This window comes from Aureimonas sp. OT7, from assembly GCF_014844055.1.
In the GTDB taxonomy this organism is placed as follows: domain Bacteria; phylum Pseudomonadota; class Alphaproteobacteria; order Rhizobiales; family Rhizobiaceae; genus Aureimonas; species Aureimonas altamirensis_A.
In genome coordinates this window covers 1287233-1302876 of the sequence record NZ_CP062167.1, presented here as the reverse complement: position 1 = coordinate 1302876, position 15644 = coordinate 1287233, and the positions used below count along the sequence as shown (strand labels likewise).

Annotated in this window: 14 protein-coding genes; 7 read left to right on the top strand and 7 right to left on the bottom strand. The window is 65.7% G+C overall.

Annotated elements, in window-relative coordinates; translation table 11 throughout:
* Positions 1-73: 73 nt before the first annotated feature.
* Complete coding sequence (locus IGS74_RS06305) at positions 74-1873, bottom strand: ABC transporter ATP-binding protein (RefSeq protein WP_192390212.1); 1800 nt, start codon at positions 1871-1873, stop codon at positions 74-76.
* A gap of 394 nt (positions 1874-2267) precedes the next feature.
* Between IGS74_RS06305 and trxB the strand changes: the two genes are divergently transcribed.
* Positions 2268-3245 (top strand): thioredoxin-disulfide reductase, encoded by a 978-nt coding sequence (gene trxB / locus IGS74_RS06300; protein WP_192390210.1) that lies wholly within the window; start codon positions 2268-2270, stop codon positions 3243-3245.
* Between the two features lie 39 nt (positions 3246-3284).
* Positions 3285-4181 (top strand): LysR family transcriptional regulator, encoded by an 897-nt coding sequence (locus IGS74_RS06295; RefSeq protein ID WP_039188626.1) that lies wholly within the window; start codon positions 3285-3287, stop codon positions 4179-4181.
* Positions 4182-4468: 287 nt separating this feature from the next.
* Here IGS74_RS06295 and IGS74_RS06290 read toward each other — a convergent pair whose 3' ends face one another.
* Positions 4469-5671: a pyridoxal phosphate-dependent aminotransferase gene (locus tag IGS74_RS06290; RefSeq protein WP_192390208.1), complete on the bottom strand. Its 1203-nt coding sequence runs from the start codon at positions 5669-5671 to the stop codon at positions 4469-4471.
* A 204-nt stretch (positions 5672-5875) separates the two neighbouring features.
* On the opposite strand from IGS74_RS06290, the gene IGS74_RS06285 reads away from it, so the two are divergent.
* Entirely contained in the window at positions 5876-6493 is a 618-nt protein-coding gene (locus IGS74_RS06285) for a glutathione S-transferase family protein (protein WP_192390206.1), read from the top strand.
* Positions 6494-6516: 23 nt separating this feature from the next.
* Here IGS74_RS06285 and IGS74_RS06280 read toward each other — a convergent pair whose 3' ends face one another.
* Entirely contained in the window at positions 6517-6954 is a 438-nt protein-coding gene (locus IGS74_RS06280; RefSeq protein WP_039188619.1) for a PRC-barrel domain-containing protein, read from the bottom strand.
* 134 nt (positions 6955-7088) lie between these two features.
* Between IGS74_RS06280 and IGS74_RS06275 the strand changes: the two genes are divergently transcribed.
* Both IGS74_RS06275 and IGS74_RS06270 read left to right on the top strand, forming a co-directional pair.
* Entirely contained in the window at positions 7089-7979 is an 891-nt protein-coding gene (locus IGS74_RS06275) for a DMT family transporter (protein WP_192390204.1), read from the top strand.
* Positions 7980-8041: 62 nt separating this feature from the next.
* Positions 8042-8437: an acyl-CoA thioesterase gene (locus IGS74_RS06270; protein WP_192390202.1), complete on the top strand. Its 396-nt coding sequence runs from the start codon at positions 8042-8044 to the stop codon at positions 8435-8437.
* 89 nt (positions 8438-8526) lie between these two features.
* Here IGS74_RS06270 and IGS74_RS06265 read toward each other — a convergent pair whose 3' ends face one another.
* Positions 8527-9522 carry an extensin family protein gene (locus IGS74_RS06265; RefSeq protein WP_246723001.1) on the bottom strand — a complete coding sequence of 332 codons (996 nt, stop codon included), beginning with the start codon at positions 9520-9522 and terminating at the stop codon, positions 8527-8529.
* A 214-nt stretch (positions 9523-9736) separates the two neighbouring features.
* Here IGS74_RS06265 and uvrB point away from each other — a divergent pair, with 214 nt between their 5' ends.
* Positions 9737-12490 (top strand): excinuclease ABC subunit UvrB, encoded by a 2754-nt coding sequence (gene uvrB / locus IGS74_RS06260; RefSeq protein WP_246723121.1) that lies wholly within the window; start codon positions 9737-9739, stop codon positions 12488-12490.
* Between the two features lie 23 nt (positions 12491-12513).
* On the opposite strand, the gene IGS74_RS06255 is transcribed toward uvrB, so the two are convergent.
* Complete coding sequence (locus IGS74_RS06255) at positions 12514-12885, bottom strand: hypothetical protein (protein WP_039188611.1); 372 nt, start codon at positions 12883-12885, stop codon at positions 12514-12516.
* A 514-nt stretch (positions 12886-13399) separates the two neighbouring features.
* Here IGS74_RS06255 and IGS74_RS06250 point away from each other — a divergent pair.
* Positions 13400-13615 carry a cold-shock protein gene (locus IGS74_RS06250; RefSeq protein WP_039188609.1) on the top strand — a complete coding sequence of 72 codons (216 nt, stop codon included), beginning with the start codon at positions 13400-13402 and terminating at the stop codon, positions 13613-13615.
* 117 nt (positions 13616-13732) lie between these two features.
* On the opposite strand, the gene IGS74_RS06245 is transcribed toward IGS74_RS06250, so the two are convergent.
* Positions 13733-14377, bottom strand: coding sequence for an MBL fold metallo-hydrolase (locus IGS74_RS06245; protein ID WP_192390200.1), 645 nt, complete (start codon positions 14375-14377; stop codon positions 13733-13735).
* Between the two features lie 135 nt (positions 14378-14512).
* Positions 14513-15400: a branched-chain amino acid aminotransferase gene (locus tag IGS74_RS06240; protein WP_192390198.1), complete on the bottom strand. Its 888-nt coding sequence runs from the start codon at positions 15398-15400 to the stop codon at positions 14513-14515.
* Positions 15401-15644: the final 244 nt, after the last annotated feature.

Sequence of the window (15644 nt, the reverse complement as noted above, 5' to 3'; positions counted from 1 at the left end):
AAAGGCTAACGAGGTGTGGGGAAAGATACGAGACCCCTGCCCGCACGATGCGCGCCCCCTGCGGGCAGGCTCGTCAGCCTGCCCGCATCTGTTCGGTCGATGCGCCGGCCTGCTGCTCGGTCAGGCGGCGATAGATGCCGCCGCGCCGCTTGAGCAGCTCGGCATGGGTGCCGTCCTCCACGATCCGTCCCCTGTCGAACACCAGGATCCGGTCCAGCGTGCGCACCGTCGACAGCCGGTGCGCGATGACCAGCGCGGTGCGCCCGGCCATGAGACGCTCCATCGCCTTCTGGATCAGCAGCTCCGATTCCGAATCCAGCGCCGAAGTCGCCTCGTCGAGGATCAGGATCGGGCAATCGGCCAGGAAGGCGCGCGCCAGGGCCACGCGCTGGCGCTCGCCGCCGGACAGCTTCACGCCGCGCTCGCCGACGAGGGTTTCGTACCCCTGCGGCAGCCGCATGATGAAGTCGTGGGCGGAGGCCAGCCGCGCCGCATGCTCGATCTCGCCCTGCGTGGCCCCCGGCCGCCCGTAGGCGATGTTCTCCGACAGCGTGCGGTGGAACAGGATGGATTCCTGCGGCACGATGGCCACGTTCTGGCGCAGGGACTGCTGCGTGACATGGGCAACGTCCTGGCCGTCGATCCGGATCGCGCCGCCGGTAACGTCGTACAGACGCTGGATCAGCTTGACGAACGTCGTCTTTCCGGAGCCGGAATGGCCCACCAGCCCGACGCTCTGCCCGGCCGGGATGACCACATCCAGGCCCTGGTAGAGCGGCGTCGCGTGGCTGCCGTAGCGGAAATCCACCGTGTCGAAGGCAATCGCACCCTCGGTCACGCGCAGGGGTTCGGCATCCGGTGCGTCGACGATCTGGGGCGCCTCGTCGTGAAGGTCCACCAGCTCTTCCATCTCGTTCACCGAGCGCTGCAGGTTGTTCACATGCATGCCGATGTCGCGGAGATAGCCCTGCAGCACGAAGTAGGTGGTCAGTACGTAAGTGACGTCGCCCGGCGTCGCCTGCCCGGTATGCCAGAGATACAAGGCAAGCCCGGCAAGGCCGATCCGCGTGATCCACAAAAGCACGGTCTGCAGCGACCCGGCCCAGGTGTGGCGCATCCAGGTAACGGCGGTGCGCCGTTTCCATTCCTGCGTCGCGTCGGCAAGCCGCTCCTCTTCCCGCGCCTCCGCGCCGAACGCCTTGACGACGGCGTTGCAGGCCAGCGCATCGGCCAGCACGCCGCCGATGCGCGTATCCATGCGGTTGGAAAGGCGGGCCGCCGGCGCGATCCAGCGCACCGACAGGACGATCGTGACGAGGATGTAGGCGATGGCGCCGACGCCCATGGCAAGACCCATCACCGGCCATTGCCAGCCGAGGATGGCGACCGCGCCCACCAGCACCACCAGCGACGGCCAGAGCGCCAGCAGGAGCACGTCGTGCATGATATCCAGGGACCACATGCCGCGCGTGATCTGCCGCACGGTGGAGCCCGAGAAACTGTTGGCGTGCCAGTCCGCGGAGAATCGCTGCACCTGAGCGAAGCCGCCGCGCGAGACGCGCTCCATGATGCGAAGGGTCATCGGCACGACCGCCGCCCAGGCGATGTGCCGCAGCACGACATAGGCGAACCCGAGCACGGCCATGGCGGCAAGTGCGCCAAGGGCCGTATAGAGCCCGCCGCCGGCGCCGGAAGAGGCAATCGCATCCACCAGCCGCCCCGCGAAGACGGGCATGGCGATGTCGGCCAGCGTTGCCAGCGTGATCGTGCACAGGATCGTGGCGACCAGTCGCCACTCGCTGCGCCAGTTGGAAAAGGTGAAGGACAGGACGCGGCGATAGGCGCTGCGCCCGCTCTTGGACGGCTGGGTCATGGTTCGATGCGGCGCGGAGGCCGCCCTTCATCGCGGACGAATCGGACGTCCGGCAGTGATGGAGATGTGCTCTGCGGAAGGCGAAGCGGTGGGCCGGCCGGGTTGGGCGGCGGACGAGCGGAAGGCGGTACCTACGCCTGGATCGTCGAGGGGCGTGCGAAATCCGGATTGTTCATTCAGCCGCCCCCTTTCTGTCTGCTTCGTTGACGAGAGGCGCCATAAAGCCATCCAAATATCCGCCGGTCAAGCCGCGCGCGGAGCTCCGGCCCGCCCCGCAGAGCCCTGTGGCTTTCTAGCCACCCCTTGTTGTGTCGCCCCTGCACGTCCTCTATTGAAAGATAACGTGCCGCGAGCCACTTGCGGGACACCGAGGCATCAACACGGAATCAGCGCCATGACCGTCGAGCGTCACGCCGAAGTTCTCATCGTCGGCTCCGGGCCGGCCGGCTATACCGCCGCCATCTATGCGGCGCGCGCCATGCTGAAGCCGCTGATGGTGGCCGGGCTCCAGGAGGGCGGGCAGCTCACCATCACGTCCGACGTCGAGAACTATCCGGGGTTCGCCGACCCGATCCAGGGCCCCTGGCTGATGGAGCAGATGAAGGCGCAGGCCCTTGCCATGGGCACGGAGATGGCCGCCGACCTGATCGTCGAGGCGGATTTGTCGGTGCGGCCGTTCCGCCTGCGTGGCGACGGCGGCGTCGTCTATACGGCCGACGCCCTCATCATCGCCACCGGCGCGCAGGCGCGCTGGCTTGGCCTCGACACCGAGGCGGAGTTCCAGGGCTTCGGCGTTTCGGCATGCGCCACCTGCGACGGCTTCTTCTATCGCGGCAAGGATGTCGTGGTGGTGGGCGGCGGCAACACGGCGGTCGAGGAAGCACTCTACCTTTCGCATATCGCCCGCAGCGTCACGGTGGTGCATCGGCGCGACGCCTTCCGTGCGGAACGCATCATGCAGGATCGGCTGCTGGCGCGCGACAACGTCTCCGTCGTCTGGAACGCCGAGATCGCCGATGTGGTCGGCATCAAGCACCCGATGAAGCAGGTCACGGGCGTGCGGCTGCGCGACGTCATCACCGGGGATATCACCGAGCAGGCAACCGACGGCGTCTTCATTGCCATCGGCCATGCGCCGGCAACCGAACTCTTCTCCGGCCAGTTGCGCACCAAGCCGGGCGGCTATCTCTGGGTGGAGCCGGGCACCACGCAGACATCGGTCGAGGGTGTCTATGCGGCCGGCGACGTCGCCGACGACACCTACCGCCAGGCGGTGACGGCGGCCGGGCTTGGCTGCATGGCCGCCCTGGAGGCCGAGCGCTGGCTGGCGGCGCGCACCGATGCCCCTGCCGAGCGGCAGGCGGCGGAATAAAAGGCACCGGCAAACCAAGAGAGAAAGCGGGACGGATCGATGGCGCTTGACTGGGACAAGCTGCGCATATTCCACGCAGCGGCGGAGGCCGGCTCCTTCACCCATGCCGCCAACGCGCTGAACCTGAGCCAGTCGGCGATCAGCCGGCAGGTCGCCGCGCTCGAACAGGAGATCGGCGCTCCCCTCTTCCACCGTCACGCGCGCGGCCTGGTGCTTTCCGAGCAGGGCGAAATCCTGTTCCGCACCGCCACGGATGTGCTCAAGCAGCTCGAAACCGTCCGCATGCAGTTGACCGAAACGCGCGAAAAGCCCAGCGGCCGGCTGCGCGTCACCACCACGGTGGGCCTCGGCTCCGGCTGGCTGACACACCGCGCGCAGGAGTTCCTCGAACTCTATCCCGAGCTCGAACTGCAGCTCGTGTTCGACAACGAGGAAATCGACCTCACCATGCGCAAGGCGGATTGCGCCATCCGCCTGCGCCAGCCCCAGCAGCCGGACCTGATCCAGCGCCGCCTGTTCACCGTGCATCTGCATGTCTACGCCGCGCCCAGCTACCTGCAACGCTATGGCCGCCCCGAGACCATCACGGATCTCGACCGCCACCGGCTGATCACCTTCGGCGAGCCGGCACCGCCCTATCTGCGCAATCTCAACACACTGGAAACCGTGGGGCTTCCGGAAGGCATGACGCGCCCGGCCGTCCTGCAGATCAACAACCTCATGGCGATCAAGTCCGCCATCGAGCGCGGGATCGGGCTGGCGCTGCTGCCCGACTATATGATCGACAAGGACTCCAAGCTCGTGCAGGTGCTGCCCGAGATGGAGATGCCGGCCTTCGACACCTATCTCTGCTATCCGGAACAGTTGCGCGAGGCGGCCAAGCTCAAGGTGTTCCGCGACTTCCTGATCGCCAAGGCCCGCACCTGGGCCTTCTGAGGCAACCGAAACACGTTTTGGTCGCGCCATGCAAATGTGCATGGCTGGCATGTGCAATCGGCTCTGGTTGTCCAGCCGGGAACCGCTATTTTGATAGTCAGTCGCGGCCGGGGAATACCTCCTCCCATTCCTCCGCCCGACCGTTTCCTCCCAGGGTTGCCATATGCAGCCCTTCGATTTAGCCGGGTTTTCGAACCCGGCTTTTTTTTGCCCTGTCGCCGGCATCCTGCACGAAAAAGCCCGCGCCGAATGACGCGGGCTTCGATCGTTCGGGATGGCGCCGCCGCCTACCGCAGGCTGGAGCAGAAGCGCTGGATGCGCTTGCATGCCTCTTCCAGCAGGGCTTCGGAAGTCGCGTAGGAGATACGGAAATTCGGACCGAGGCCGAAGGCCGAGCCGTGCACGACGGCGACGCCCTCTTGCTCCAGCAGCGCGGTGACGAAATCCTCGTCCGTCTCGATACGCTTGCCGCCTTCCGTCGTCTTGCCGATCAGCCCGGCGCAGGACGGATAGACGTAGAACGCGCCCTCCGGCGTCGGGCACTGGATGCCGGTCGCCTGGTTGAGCATCGAGACGACCAGATCGCGACGGCCCTGGAAGATCGTCCGGTTGCTGGCGATGAAGTCCTGCGGGCCCGTCAGCGCCTCGACGGCGGCCCACTGCGCGATGGAACAGGCACCGGACGTCTGCTGGCCCTGGATCATGTCCATGGCCTTGATGAGGTTCAGCGGTCCACCGGCATAGCCGATGCGCCATCCGGTCATCGCATAGGCCTTGGACACGCCGTTGATCGTCAAGGTGCGTTCGTAAAGGCGTGGCTCCACCTGTGCCGGCGTGGCGAAGGTGAAGTCGCCATAGACGAGATGCTCGTACATGTCGTCGGTCATGACCCAGACATGCTCATGGCGCAGCAGCACGTCCGTTAGCGCCTTCACCTCGTCGTGCGTGTAGGCGCCGCCCGACGGGTTCGAGGGCGAGTTGAACAGGAACCACTTCGTCTTCGGCGTGATCGCCTTTTCCAGCGCCTCGGGCGTGAGCTTGAACCCGCTTTCCAGGCCGGTTTCGACGAAGACGGGCGTGCCACCGCACAGAAGCACCATCTCCGGGTAGCTGACCCAGTAGGGCGTCGGGATGACGACCTCGTCGCCGGGGTTCAACGTCGCCATGAAGGCGTTGAACAGAACCTGCTTGCCGCCGGTGGAAACGATGGTCTGGGCGGGCGTGTACTCCAGCCCGTTCTCGCGCTTGAACTTCTGCGAGATCGCCTCGCGAAGCTGCGGGATGCCGGAAATGGGGGTGTACTTGGTCTCGCCCCGGTTGATCGCGTCGATCGCGGCGGCCTTGATGTTGTCGGGCGTATCGAAATCAGGTTCGCCCGCGCCAAGGCCGATGACGTCGACCCCCCGCGCTTTCAGTTCCCGTGCCTTCTGCGAAACGGCAATGGTGGCGGAAGGCTTCACGCGGTCGAGCGCGGCGGCAAGGAAGGCCATGATCCTGGTACTCCGGCGGTGATGGCTTGGATAGTCTGGCTTGCGGGCCACACATAGAGCCGCCACGCCTGCGTGCGCAACACGTTATTCGGCATCGTCTGCATCAATTAATGTGATGCACGGCCGCGTCATTATGAATTTGCCGTCCCCGCACGCGGTCGGTAGCGTCGCGCCCGAACACTTTCGGATCGGAGGCATCAGACCGTGCTGCGTATTTACGGAATGCTGGATAGTGGCAATTGCTACAAGCCGCGCCTTCTGATGGCTCTTACCGGGAGTCCCTTCGAGCATGTCGAGTTTTCGACGCGGGACGGCTCCACGCGTACGGACACCTTCCTGGGCCGCAACCCGATCGGCCAGTGCCCGCTGCTGGAGCTGGAAGACGGCCGCTTCCTGGCGGAGTCGGGCGCGATCCTGAACTATCTTGGCGAAGGGACCGATTTCGTGCCGGCGGATCCCTATGATCGCGCGCGGATGCTTCAATGGATGTTCTTCGAGCAGAACCAGCATGAGCCGGCGATTGCGGTCCGCCGCGCCCTGACCGTCTATCCCGAGCGCAAGGCCGCGGCGACGCCCGAGCGGATGAAGACGACGCTGGAAAGGGGCAATTCCGCGCTGGAAGTGATGGACCGCGCACTAGGCGGCTCTGCGTTTTTCGCAGGCGAGCGGCCAAGCCTCGCGGATATCGCGCTGTATCCCTACACGCGTGATGCGGCGGAAGGCGGGTTCGACCTCGGCCCGTTCCGCGAAGTCACGGCCTGGTTGACCCGCGTCGAGGCCCTGCCCGGCTTCAAGCCGAAAGAATGGACGCCCGCCGGATGAAGGGCGGGCGTCCGGTAAAGGCGTCAGTCGCGGCCGAGCACCATGGCATCGACATCCACATCGGCGGCAGCCTCGAGCTCCTCGCGGGTCAGCGTGGGTGCGTTGACGCGCAGGTCGCCATCGGTGACCTGGATGTCGAGGGCGGACCAGTCCACGAGCACTTCCTTCTCGCCGATGCCGAGGAAGCCGCCGACCTCGACAACCACCGCCGCGATCTGCCCCTCGGTGTCGACGACGAAGTCTTCGATCTCGCCGATCTTCGCGCCATCGACGCCATAGACATCCTCATCGTCCAGATCGTCGATCAGGAAATGCGCCGGCGCCGCACCCTGCGTAACCGGAGGCAACACGACGATGACCGGATTGTCGGAGGCGGGGGCCGGCGTCGTGGCGCTCGTCTGCGCCATCGCGCTTCCGCTCATAAGGGCTGCAATGCTGGCGGCGATCAGGATGTTCTTCATAAATGCCTCTCTATTCGTAAGCCGGCCGTAGCGGATGCGCCATCGGCCTGCGGGGTGCGAAAGGCGCAGGCACACGCTTTGGTTCCAACTTTCCCGATCACGGACTTGCGAATTCTGCCTGAAGACCTGCCCGCATGTCCCGCGTAACCGCCAATCTCCTGCTGCTCTTCGCCGGTGCCGTGTGGGGCATGGGCTTTGTCGCGCAGTCGACCGCCATGGAGAAGATCGGGCCGTGGTCCTACAACGGGTTGCGCTTCCTGGTCGGCGGGCTCGCGCTGTTGCCGCTCGTGCGGCTGGAGGCGCTCCGCGCCGCCGCGCCCCTGTCCGGGCGGCAGTGGCACGGCTATGTCGCCATCGGTCTATTCCTCTTCGCCGGATCGATCCTGCAACAGATCGGCATGGTCCATACCAGCGTCACCAATGCCGGTTTCCTGACGGGTCTCTATGTCGTGTTGACGCCGCTGCTTGCGCTGGCGCTGTTTCGCAACCGTTCGCATCCCGTCATCCTGATGGCGGCGCCGATGGCCTTCGTCGGCATCGTGCTGACCGGCGGCGGGCATCTGGGGCCGCTGTCAGGCGGTGACATGCTGGTACTTGCGGGCGCCGTTTTCTGGGCGCTGCAAATCTTGTTCATCGGTCGCTTCGCCCCGGGCGCCGGGCGCCCCTTCGCCCTGTCGGCGACGCAGTTTCTGGTTGCAGGCGGGCTTTCCAGCGTCGGTGCGCTGTTTCTTGAGGATACCGGCCTGTCCGAAATCGCCGCGGCGGCGCCGGAAATCCTGTATGCGGGGCTGGTATCCGTCGCACTCGGCTTCACCGTACAGGTGGTGGCCCAACAGCATACGACCGGCCCGCAGGCGGCGGTGATGCTGTCATCCGAAACGCTTTTCGCCGGCCTCTTCGGCGCGCTCATCCTCGGCGAGCGGCTCGGCCCGGTGGCCTTGGCCGGATGCGGGCTGATCTTCGCCGCGATGCTTCTGGTGGAAGTGGGGCCGGCCGCGTGGCAGGCACGCCGCCGCGGAAATTGAACCTGCCGATACAGTCATGTATCTCGTTGGGCCGTACGGTGCCGCGAGGGGAGCGAAGCAACATGATTCAGCAGGCCAGCGAGACGCCGGCGGGCGAGCTGACGGTCCGGGTGCCGGCGATGCCGGCCGACGCCAATGCGGCGGGCGACATCTTCGGCGGCTGGGTCATGTCGCAGATGGACCTGGCGGCCGGCATTCGCGGCGTCGAGCGCGCACACGGCCGCGTCGCCACCGTCGCGGTGGACAAGCTCGTCTTCAACCGCCCCGTCAAGATCGGCGATACGCTGAACGTCTACACCGCCATCGAGCGCGTCGGGCGCACCTCCATCCGGATCGCGGTGGAGGCCTGGGCGCAGCGCTATCTGACGCGCGATCTCGTCAAGGTGACGGAAGGCGTCTTCACCATGGTCGCCCTGGATGGCGCCGGCAGCCCGACCCCGGTGCCCACCGAAGCGTAACCAGCGTCGCGGCCACGAACGCAGCCGGATGTATGTCGCATGGTACTGGGAGCGATAGCCGGCTGTGGCGGCCAGGCCATGCCGACCCGTTACTTGCAGACGGCTCTTCGCCTCTGCTTGGCATCGAGATGGAAATGGTCGTCGTGGGCGCGGTTGTAGCCGGGGCCGAGCACCGTGCCGAAATGGCGGCAACTCGCCTGGCGCACGCTGTTCTGGAAGGCCCTTTCGCGGAAGCGGAAGATGCCCTTCGGCTCCACACGCACGGTCGATCCGTCGGAGAACCGAAATCCGCCGACATCCAGAGCGTTACCGGTCGCATGTTCGGACACCGTGCGCGAGCCCGCGATGCGTGAGCAGCGATAGGACGACGCGTTGATCACCGCCGTCGGGTTTTTCCCAAGCCGCCACCGCGCGGCGGAGCGCACGTCGTCGTCCAGCCAGCGGGCCACCTGCAGCGCCGCCCGACAGTTCAACGTCGCCGGCGGCTGCATGGCGATGCCACGCACCGCCACCTGCACCTTCAGCGCATGGGGAATGCCGCAGGCATTGCCCGGCCCGACAGACCCGGCCTCGGTAAACTGCGCGCCGAGCCGCGCCAGCTCGCGCCGGCAGAGTGCCTCGCCTTCGGGCAGCACCACATAGCCCATCGGGGTCTGCTCGGCAGGGACGCCCCGGCCGGGCGGCAGCGTCGGCGGGTAGGCCGGCGGCTCATCCTCCAGCGCGGCATAGTCCTCCGTGTCGTCGACAGGCTCCAGCGGCGGCAGCGCACCCGCCTCTACCGGCGACGGCATCGGGGCGAGTTCACGATCGGATCGATCGGGTTGTACGGGCCGCTCGCCGAACGCCGTGCTTGGCACGTAGACCGTGTCCTGCCCAGGCGCCGGCATGGGCGGCACCGGCCCACCCCAGACGAGATTGCCCTGCGGCCGCGGCGTGGCGCCTTGTCCGCTTCCGGACTGGCCGAGGGTCGGCATGCCGTCCATCGGCGCAAGGTCGTTCGCCGCCGAGGGCCAGACCGTGCCCGCCGCCGCCATACACGCGGCGGCGAGCGCGGTGCGATGCCATCTCCTGTACGCAAAACCCATGGGAAATGGCCTCTCATTCCCCGCAAACTCAAGCGGACGAAGGTAACTGTAGGGTGTGTTTGGTAAGCGAAAGATGAAGATCATCGCAGGCCTTTTCACGACCGTTGCGACAGCCCATATTCCCGCCATGGCCGACTCCAAGAAACCCTCCCCGCGTCGCTCGCCGACGCTCGACTTTTCGGACGCATCCGAGCCGCTGAACAAGCCGGGCGTCATGCGGGAGGCGCCGCAGCCGAGCTGGGATGCCACGCCCTACCAGGGGCCGGTGTCCGGCTGGGCGGACGCCATCGCCGAACAACTGGAGGAGACGGGGGAGAAAACCGCGGACACGTCCGGCGACAAGCCCGCCAGGGCCGGCTCGAGGGGCGGCAAGGGCAGGAAGGGCGACCCAAAGGCCAGTTCCGGGCGCACCGCGCGCGGTACGTCCATGGGCGGCACGGCGGACCCCGAGGCGCGCGCCCGCGCCGGGCTCAACCCCGTGGCCGGAATGGATATCAGCCTGGAGGATGCCGCCGCGCTGCCGGAAAGCGGCGTCACCGCCACCGTGGAGGCGCTGACCCGGCTGATCTCCGAGGGCAATCCGCTGTTGAAGAACGGCGAAATCTGGGTACCACACCGGCCGCACCGGCCGGAAAAGTCGGAGGGCGGGCACAATTTCCGCATCGCTTCCGACTATACGCCGAAGGGCGACCAGCCGCAGGCCATCGAGGATCTCGTCGCGGGCATCGCCGACAGGGAGCAGACGCAGGTTCTGCTGGGCGTTACGGGCTCGGGCAAGACATTCACCGTCGCCAACGTCATCGAGCGCACGCAGCGCCCGGCCCTTATCCTTGCGCCGAACAAGACGCTCGCGGCGCAGCTATACGGCGAGTTCAAGAATTTCTTCCCGGATAATGCCGTGGAGTATTTCGTCTCCTACTACGACTACTATCAGCCGGAAGCCTATGTGCCCCGGTCGGACACCTATATCGAGAAGGAAAGCTCCATCAACGAGCAGATCGACCGGATGCGCCATGCGGCAACCCGGGCGCTTCTGGAGCGGGACGACGTCATCATCGTCGCGTCGGTCTCCTGCATCTACGGTATCGGTTCGGTCGAGACCTATACGGCCATGACCTTCCAGATGACCGTGGGAGACCGTCTCGACCAGCGCCAGCTCCTGGCCGATCTCGTTGCCCAGCAATACAAGCGGCGCGACATGGATTTCCAGCGCGGCTCGTTCCGCGTGCGGGGCGACACGATCGAGATATTCCCCGCCCACCTGGAGGATCGCGCCTGGCGCATCTCGCTGTTCGGGGACGAGATCGAAAGCATCGCCGAGTTCGATCCGCTGACGGGCAGCAAGACCGACGACCTGAAAAGCGTGAAGATCTACGCCAACTCGCACTATGTGACGCCGCGCCCGACGCTGCAGCAGGCGGTCAAGTCGATCAAGGACGAGTTGCGCCATCGGTTGGTGGAGTTGAATCGCGCCGGCCGGTTGCTCGAGGCGCAGCGGCTGGAGCAGCGCGTCAACTACGATATCGAAATGATCGAGGCGACGGGGTCCTGCAACGGCATCGAGAATTACTCGCGCTATCTGACTGGGCGCCAGCCCGGCCACCCCCCGCCGACGCTGTTCGAGTACCTGCCGGACAACGCCCTCGTCTTCATCGACGAAAGCCATGTCACCGTGCCGCAGATCGGCGCGATGTACCGCGGCGACTTTCGGCGCAAGGCGACGCTGGCCGAATACGGCTTCCGCCTGCCGTCCTGCATGGACAACCGGCCACTCCGTTTCGAGGAGTGGAACGCCATGCGGCCGCAGACCGTGGCGGTGTCGGCGACCCCCAGCGCCTGGGAACTGGAACAGGCGGGCGGCGTCTTCGCCGAGCAGGTGATCCGCCCGACCGGGCTGACCGATCCGCCCGTGGAAATCCGCCCGGCGCGCAGCCAGGTCGACGACCTGATCGGCGAGATCCGCGAAACTGTCGCCAAGGGCTACCGCGTTCTGTGCACCGTGCTGACGAAGCGCATGGCCGAGGACCTGACCGAGTATCTGCACGAGCAGGGCATCCGCGTGCGCTACATGCATTCGGACATCGACACGCTGGAGCGGATCGAGATCATCCGCGATCTGCGGTTGGGCACCTTCGACGTGCTGGTTGGCATCAACCTGCTGCGCGAAGGGCTGGACATTCCGGAATGCGGGCTGGTCGCTATCCTGGATGCCGACAAGGAGGGGTTCCTGCGGTCCGAGACGTCGCTGATCCAGACCATCGGCCGCGCCGCGCGCAACGTCGACGGCCGGGTGATCCTTTATGCCGACAGGATGACCGGCTCCATGGAGCGCGCCATCGCGGAAACGAATCGCCGCCGCGAGAAGCAGGAGGCCTACAACATCGCCAACGGCATCACGCCGGAAAGCGTCAAGGCGAAGATCGCCGACATCCTCGACAGCTATTACGAAAAAGACCATGTGCGGGTGGATACCGGGCCGAACGCCCGCGAAGGCGCCTTGGTCGGCTCGAACCTCAAGAGCCACCTGGAGCATCTGGAAAAGGAGATGCGCGACGCGGCGGCCGATCTCGACTTCGAACGGGCCGCACGGCTGCGCGACGAGATCAAGCGCCTGCAGGCGACCGAGCTGGCCATCGCGGACGACCCGCTGGCACGGGATATCGGCGAGGCCGAAGGCGGCAAGCGGCGCGGCCGGTCGAAGGCGCCAGCCAACCCGCGCTTCGGGCCGCGCGGCGAGCCCCTGGCACCGCGCGGAGAAGCCGGCGGATCGCTGTTCCGCAAGAATACCCTGGACGAGATGACCGTGGGCCGGACCGAAAAGCCGGTCGGCGGATCTATGCCCTCAAAGCCTGAGGGCGATGCGCGGCCGATCCGCCGCGAGAAGATCGGCGCGGGTTCCTATGAGGATCCCGGCGACGAGAAGCGGCGCAAGCGCCGCCCCGGCAAGACCGGCCGGCCGGGGCAGTAGGCAGGCGACAGGCCAGCGGCGGCTTAGTTTCCGGTCGCCGGCTGCGGGTCGAGCGGTATGCCGAAACCGGACTGGCCCGTTCCAGGAACCGAGCCATCGTTCGTCACCGCAGAGCCGGACAGGCTCGGGGCGGCCACGCCCTGCGCGCCGACGCCGTTCTGCAGGCCGCCCGGCCCGGAAATGCCGGACGTGTCGGGCGCCGCCGAGCTACCCATGCCCACGCCGGGGAGAGCACCCGTGCCCAGGACACTGTCCACCGGCGCGCTGCCGCCCATCGGCGTCCCCGTCTGCATCGAGGGTTCCAGGTCCTGCTGCGTGGCGGGCGCCTGTGCATGGGCGGCGCCGGCCGAACCGAGGATGATGGTGGCGAGGGCGGCGGCAGTGAGCTGTCTCATCGTCCAAACTCCTTGACTGAACTCTTGTAGCGAACGGTCCCGTCCGCGAAGGGATGCCCCCAATCTGGGACTCAAGAGCGTCGGGAAAAGGGTGATGCCGTCAATCCGCTCTCCGGCCGGCACGTCGACTTAGGATGTCATTCCTTCGCCAGCGCTGCACGGACCGGTTTGAAGATGGCCAGCATCAGTGAATGCAGGTGATTGGCGCCATAGCGTGCAGATTAGTTCGCTTCACATACATTTGCGAAGCAGCTCGGGATCCACCATTGCTCGGGCCATATTTTCAGCAGTCGTGCACAAAACTTTTGCTTGCAAAGTCTTTGATTGGCATTCACAAAAGTAACGTTCGGGCAATTTTGCGAACACGGGTAATGGACGAATTGCGTATCGGGGGCGCATTCCCCGAGCAGCCCGCTTATGCGGTCTGCGATGTATCGGTTCCTTTTCCTCGCATCAAGACTTGCCTGCATGCCCGCAAGGGCGACATGAATAGCCTTAGGAAAAGGGTTCCAGCATGGCTCAGACCGGCACGGTCAAATTCTTCAACACCGAAAAGGGCTTCGGCTTCATCAAGCCCGACAATGGTGGCGCGGACATCTTCGTCCATATTTCCGCCGTTCAGGCTTCCGGCCTGTCCGGCCTCGTGGAAAACCAGAAGGTTTCCTACGACATGGAGCCGGACAAGCGCGGCAAAGGCCCCAAGGCGGTCAATCTGCAAGCGGACGACTGACGGTCTCCGGACCGCCGTTCAGCGCGATATCATGACAGGAACGGGCGGGTCCGCACGACCCGGCCGCTCCTCCACCGCACACCCGTGAAAACTCGGCACCGCAATCGGCACGACCGATCAGCGGAGGAAGGGGTTCGTCAGCCGTTCCTGGCCCAGGCGCCCGCCGGGACCATGACCGCACAGGAAGCCGACATCGTCGCCCAATGGCAGGATGCGTGTGCGGATCGTGTCGATGAGGGTTGCGTGGTCGCCGCCCGGAAGGTCCGTTCGGCCGATCGAGCCGGCAAAGATCACATCGCCCGCATGCAGGAACCTCGCCTCCGGTTGAAAGAAGGCGACGTGCCCCGGCGAATGACCGGGTGCGTGGATGACGTCGAAGCGATGCGGCCCGATGGCCAGCGCGTCGCCATCATCCAGCCAGCGATCCGGCGTCGCGTTGCGGTAGCCTGCCCCGACCCCGAACATCGTCGCCTGATCCTCGATGCGCTGCAGAAGGAATTCGTCGGCGCGGTGCGGACCGATGATCTCGATTTTTCCGAACCGCTCCTTCAGGTCCATCGCCCCGCCCGCATGGTCGATATGACCATGCGTCAGCCAGATCGCCTCGATGGCGACACCGGCCTTGTCGATGGCCGCCACGATGGCGTCCACATCGCCGCCCGGATCCACGACCACGCCGCGCTTTTCCTCCACGTCGAACAGGATGCAGCAATTCTGCTGGAACGGCGTGACGGGGACGATCTCGGCCGCAAGTCTGGTCATGTCGCATGATCTCCGCGATACAGAAGCCTCAGGACGGTGAACATGGAAACGGGGCGGCCGACGGCCACCCCGCTCCCTGATCCGGCCTTCTTCAAAGCGTCAAACCAGACCCTGGCCTGCGTCGCAACCTTTGCCCTATTCGGCAGCAAGCCGCTTGGGCTGAACTTCGGCCATATAGTCTTCCACCAGTTGCCGGGTGATCGCGCCCGGGCTGAAGCGGTGCGGCCCGATCTCCGCGACCGGCGTCACCTCGGCGGCCGTGCCGCACAGGAACGCCTCGGTGAAGCCTTCCAGTTCTTCCGGCTGGATCGCCCGCACCTGGACCTCGAGGCCGCGACGCTTGGCGAGATCGATGACTGTCCGGCGCGTGATCCCGTCGAGGAAACAATCCGGCGTCGGCGTGTGCAGGACCCCGTCCTTGACGAAGAAGATGTTGGCGCCGGTCGCCTCGGCGACCTGCCCCCGCCAGTCCAGCATGAGCGCGTCGGCATAGCCCTTGGCCTCGGCCGCATGCTTGGAGATCGTGCAGATCATGTAAAGGCCGGCCGCCTTGGACCTGGACGGCGCGGTGCGCGGGTCCGGCCGGCGATACTCGGCAATGTCGAGCCGGATGCCCTTCATGCGTTGCTCGGGATCGAAGTAGCTCGGCCACTGCCAGATCGCGATGGCAAGGTTGATGCGGTTCTTCTGGGCGGCAACGCCCATCGATTCCGATCCGCGCCAGGCGATGGGACGCACATAGGCATCGCTGAAGCCCTGACGTTGCAGAAGCTCGTTGCAGGCGGCGTCGATCTCGTCCGTGCTGTAGGGCACGGTAAAGCCGAGGATGCGGCCCGACTCGATCAGCCGCTCCGTATGCTCGCGCAGCTTGAAGATTTCGCCGCCATATGCGCGCTCGCCCTCGAATACGGCGCTGGCATAGTGCAGGCCATGCGACAGTACGTGGACCTTGGCATCCTTCCAGTCGACGAATTCGCCGTTGAACCAGATATTTCCGTCCATTTGATCGAATGGGACGCTCATTTTTCTCCCCTCGCCCTGCGGGCGGCCTTTCCTGTCCATTGCATTGTCTGGCAAAGAGGATATCCGGTTTGCCGCTTGGCAATGCGCCACATCATAGCAGCCGCGGAACGGCGGCTCATGCCTCCCGGGGACCCTGTCTCCGGACAGACCTTATCGGGGTTCGACCGGCATGACGAGTGTTTCCACGTTGCGGTGTTGCGTGTAACAATAACGTCAGGATACGTCAACAATGCTGACCTATTTT

Bases quoted from the DNA above. Each gene is read 5' to 3' on its own strand.
- IGS74_RS06275 (WP_192390204.1), top strand. From the start codon at position 7,089: ATGTCCCGCGTAACCGCCAATCTCCTGCTGCTCTTCGCCGGTGCCGTG.
- IGS74_RS06265 (WP_246723001.1), bottom strand. From the start codon at position 9,522: ATGGGTTTTGCGTACAGGAGATGGCATCGCACCGCGCTCGCCGCCGCG.
- IGS74_RS06305 (WP_192390212.1), bottom strand. From the start codon at position 1,873: ATGACCCAGCCGTCCAAGAGCGGGCGCAGCGCCTATCGCCGCGTCCTG.
- IGS74_RS06270 (WP_192390202.1), top strand. From the start codon at position 8,042: ATGATTCAGCAGGCCAGCGAGACGCCGGCGGGCGAGCTGACGGTCCGG.
- IGS74_RS06240 (WP_192390198.1), bottom strand. From the start codon at position 15,400: ATGAGCGTCCCATTCGATCAAATGGACGGAAATATCTGGTTCAACGGC.
- IGS74_RS06245 (WP_192390200.1), bottom strand. From the start codon at position 14,377: ATGACCAGACTTGCGGCCGAGATCGTCCCCGTCACGCCGTTCCAGCAG.
- IGS74_RS06295 (WP_039188626.1), top strand. From the start codon at position 3,285: ATGGCGCTTGACTGGGACAAGCTGCGCATATTCCACGCAGCGGCGGAG.
- IGS74_RS06280 (WP_039188619.1), bottom strand. From the start codon at position 6,954: ATGAAGAACATCCTGATCGCCGCCAGCATTGCAGCCCTTATGAGCGGA.
- IGS74_RS06290 (WP_192390208.1), bottom strand. From the start codon at position 5,671: ATGGCCTTCCTTGCCGCCGCGCTCGACCGCGTGAAGCCTTCCGCCACC.
- IGS74_RS06255 (WP_039188611.1), bottom strand. From the start codon at position 12,885: ATGAGACAGCTCACTGCCGCCGCCCTCGCCACCATCATCCTCGGTTCG.
- IGS74_RS06250 (WP_039188609.1), top strand. From the start codon at position 13,400: ATGGCTCAGACCGGCACGGTCAAATTCTTCAACACCGAAAAGGGCTTC.
- uvrB (WP_246723121.1), top strand. From the start codon at position 9,737: ATGCGGGAGGCGCCGCAGCCGAGCTGGGATGCCACGCCCTACCAGGGG.
- trxB (WP_192390210.1), top strand. From the start codon at position 2,268: ATGACCGTCGAGCGTCACGCCGAAGTTCTCATCGTCGGCTCCGGGCCG.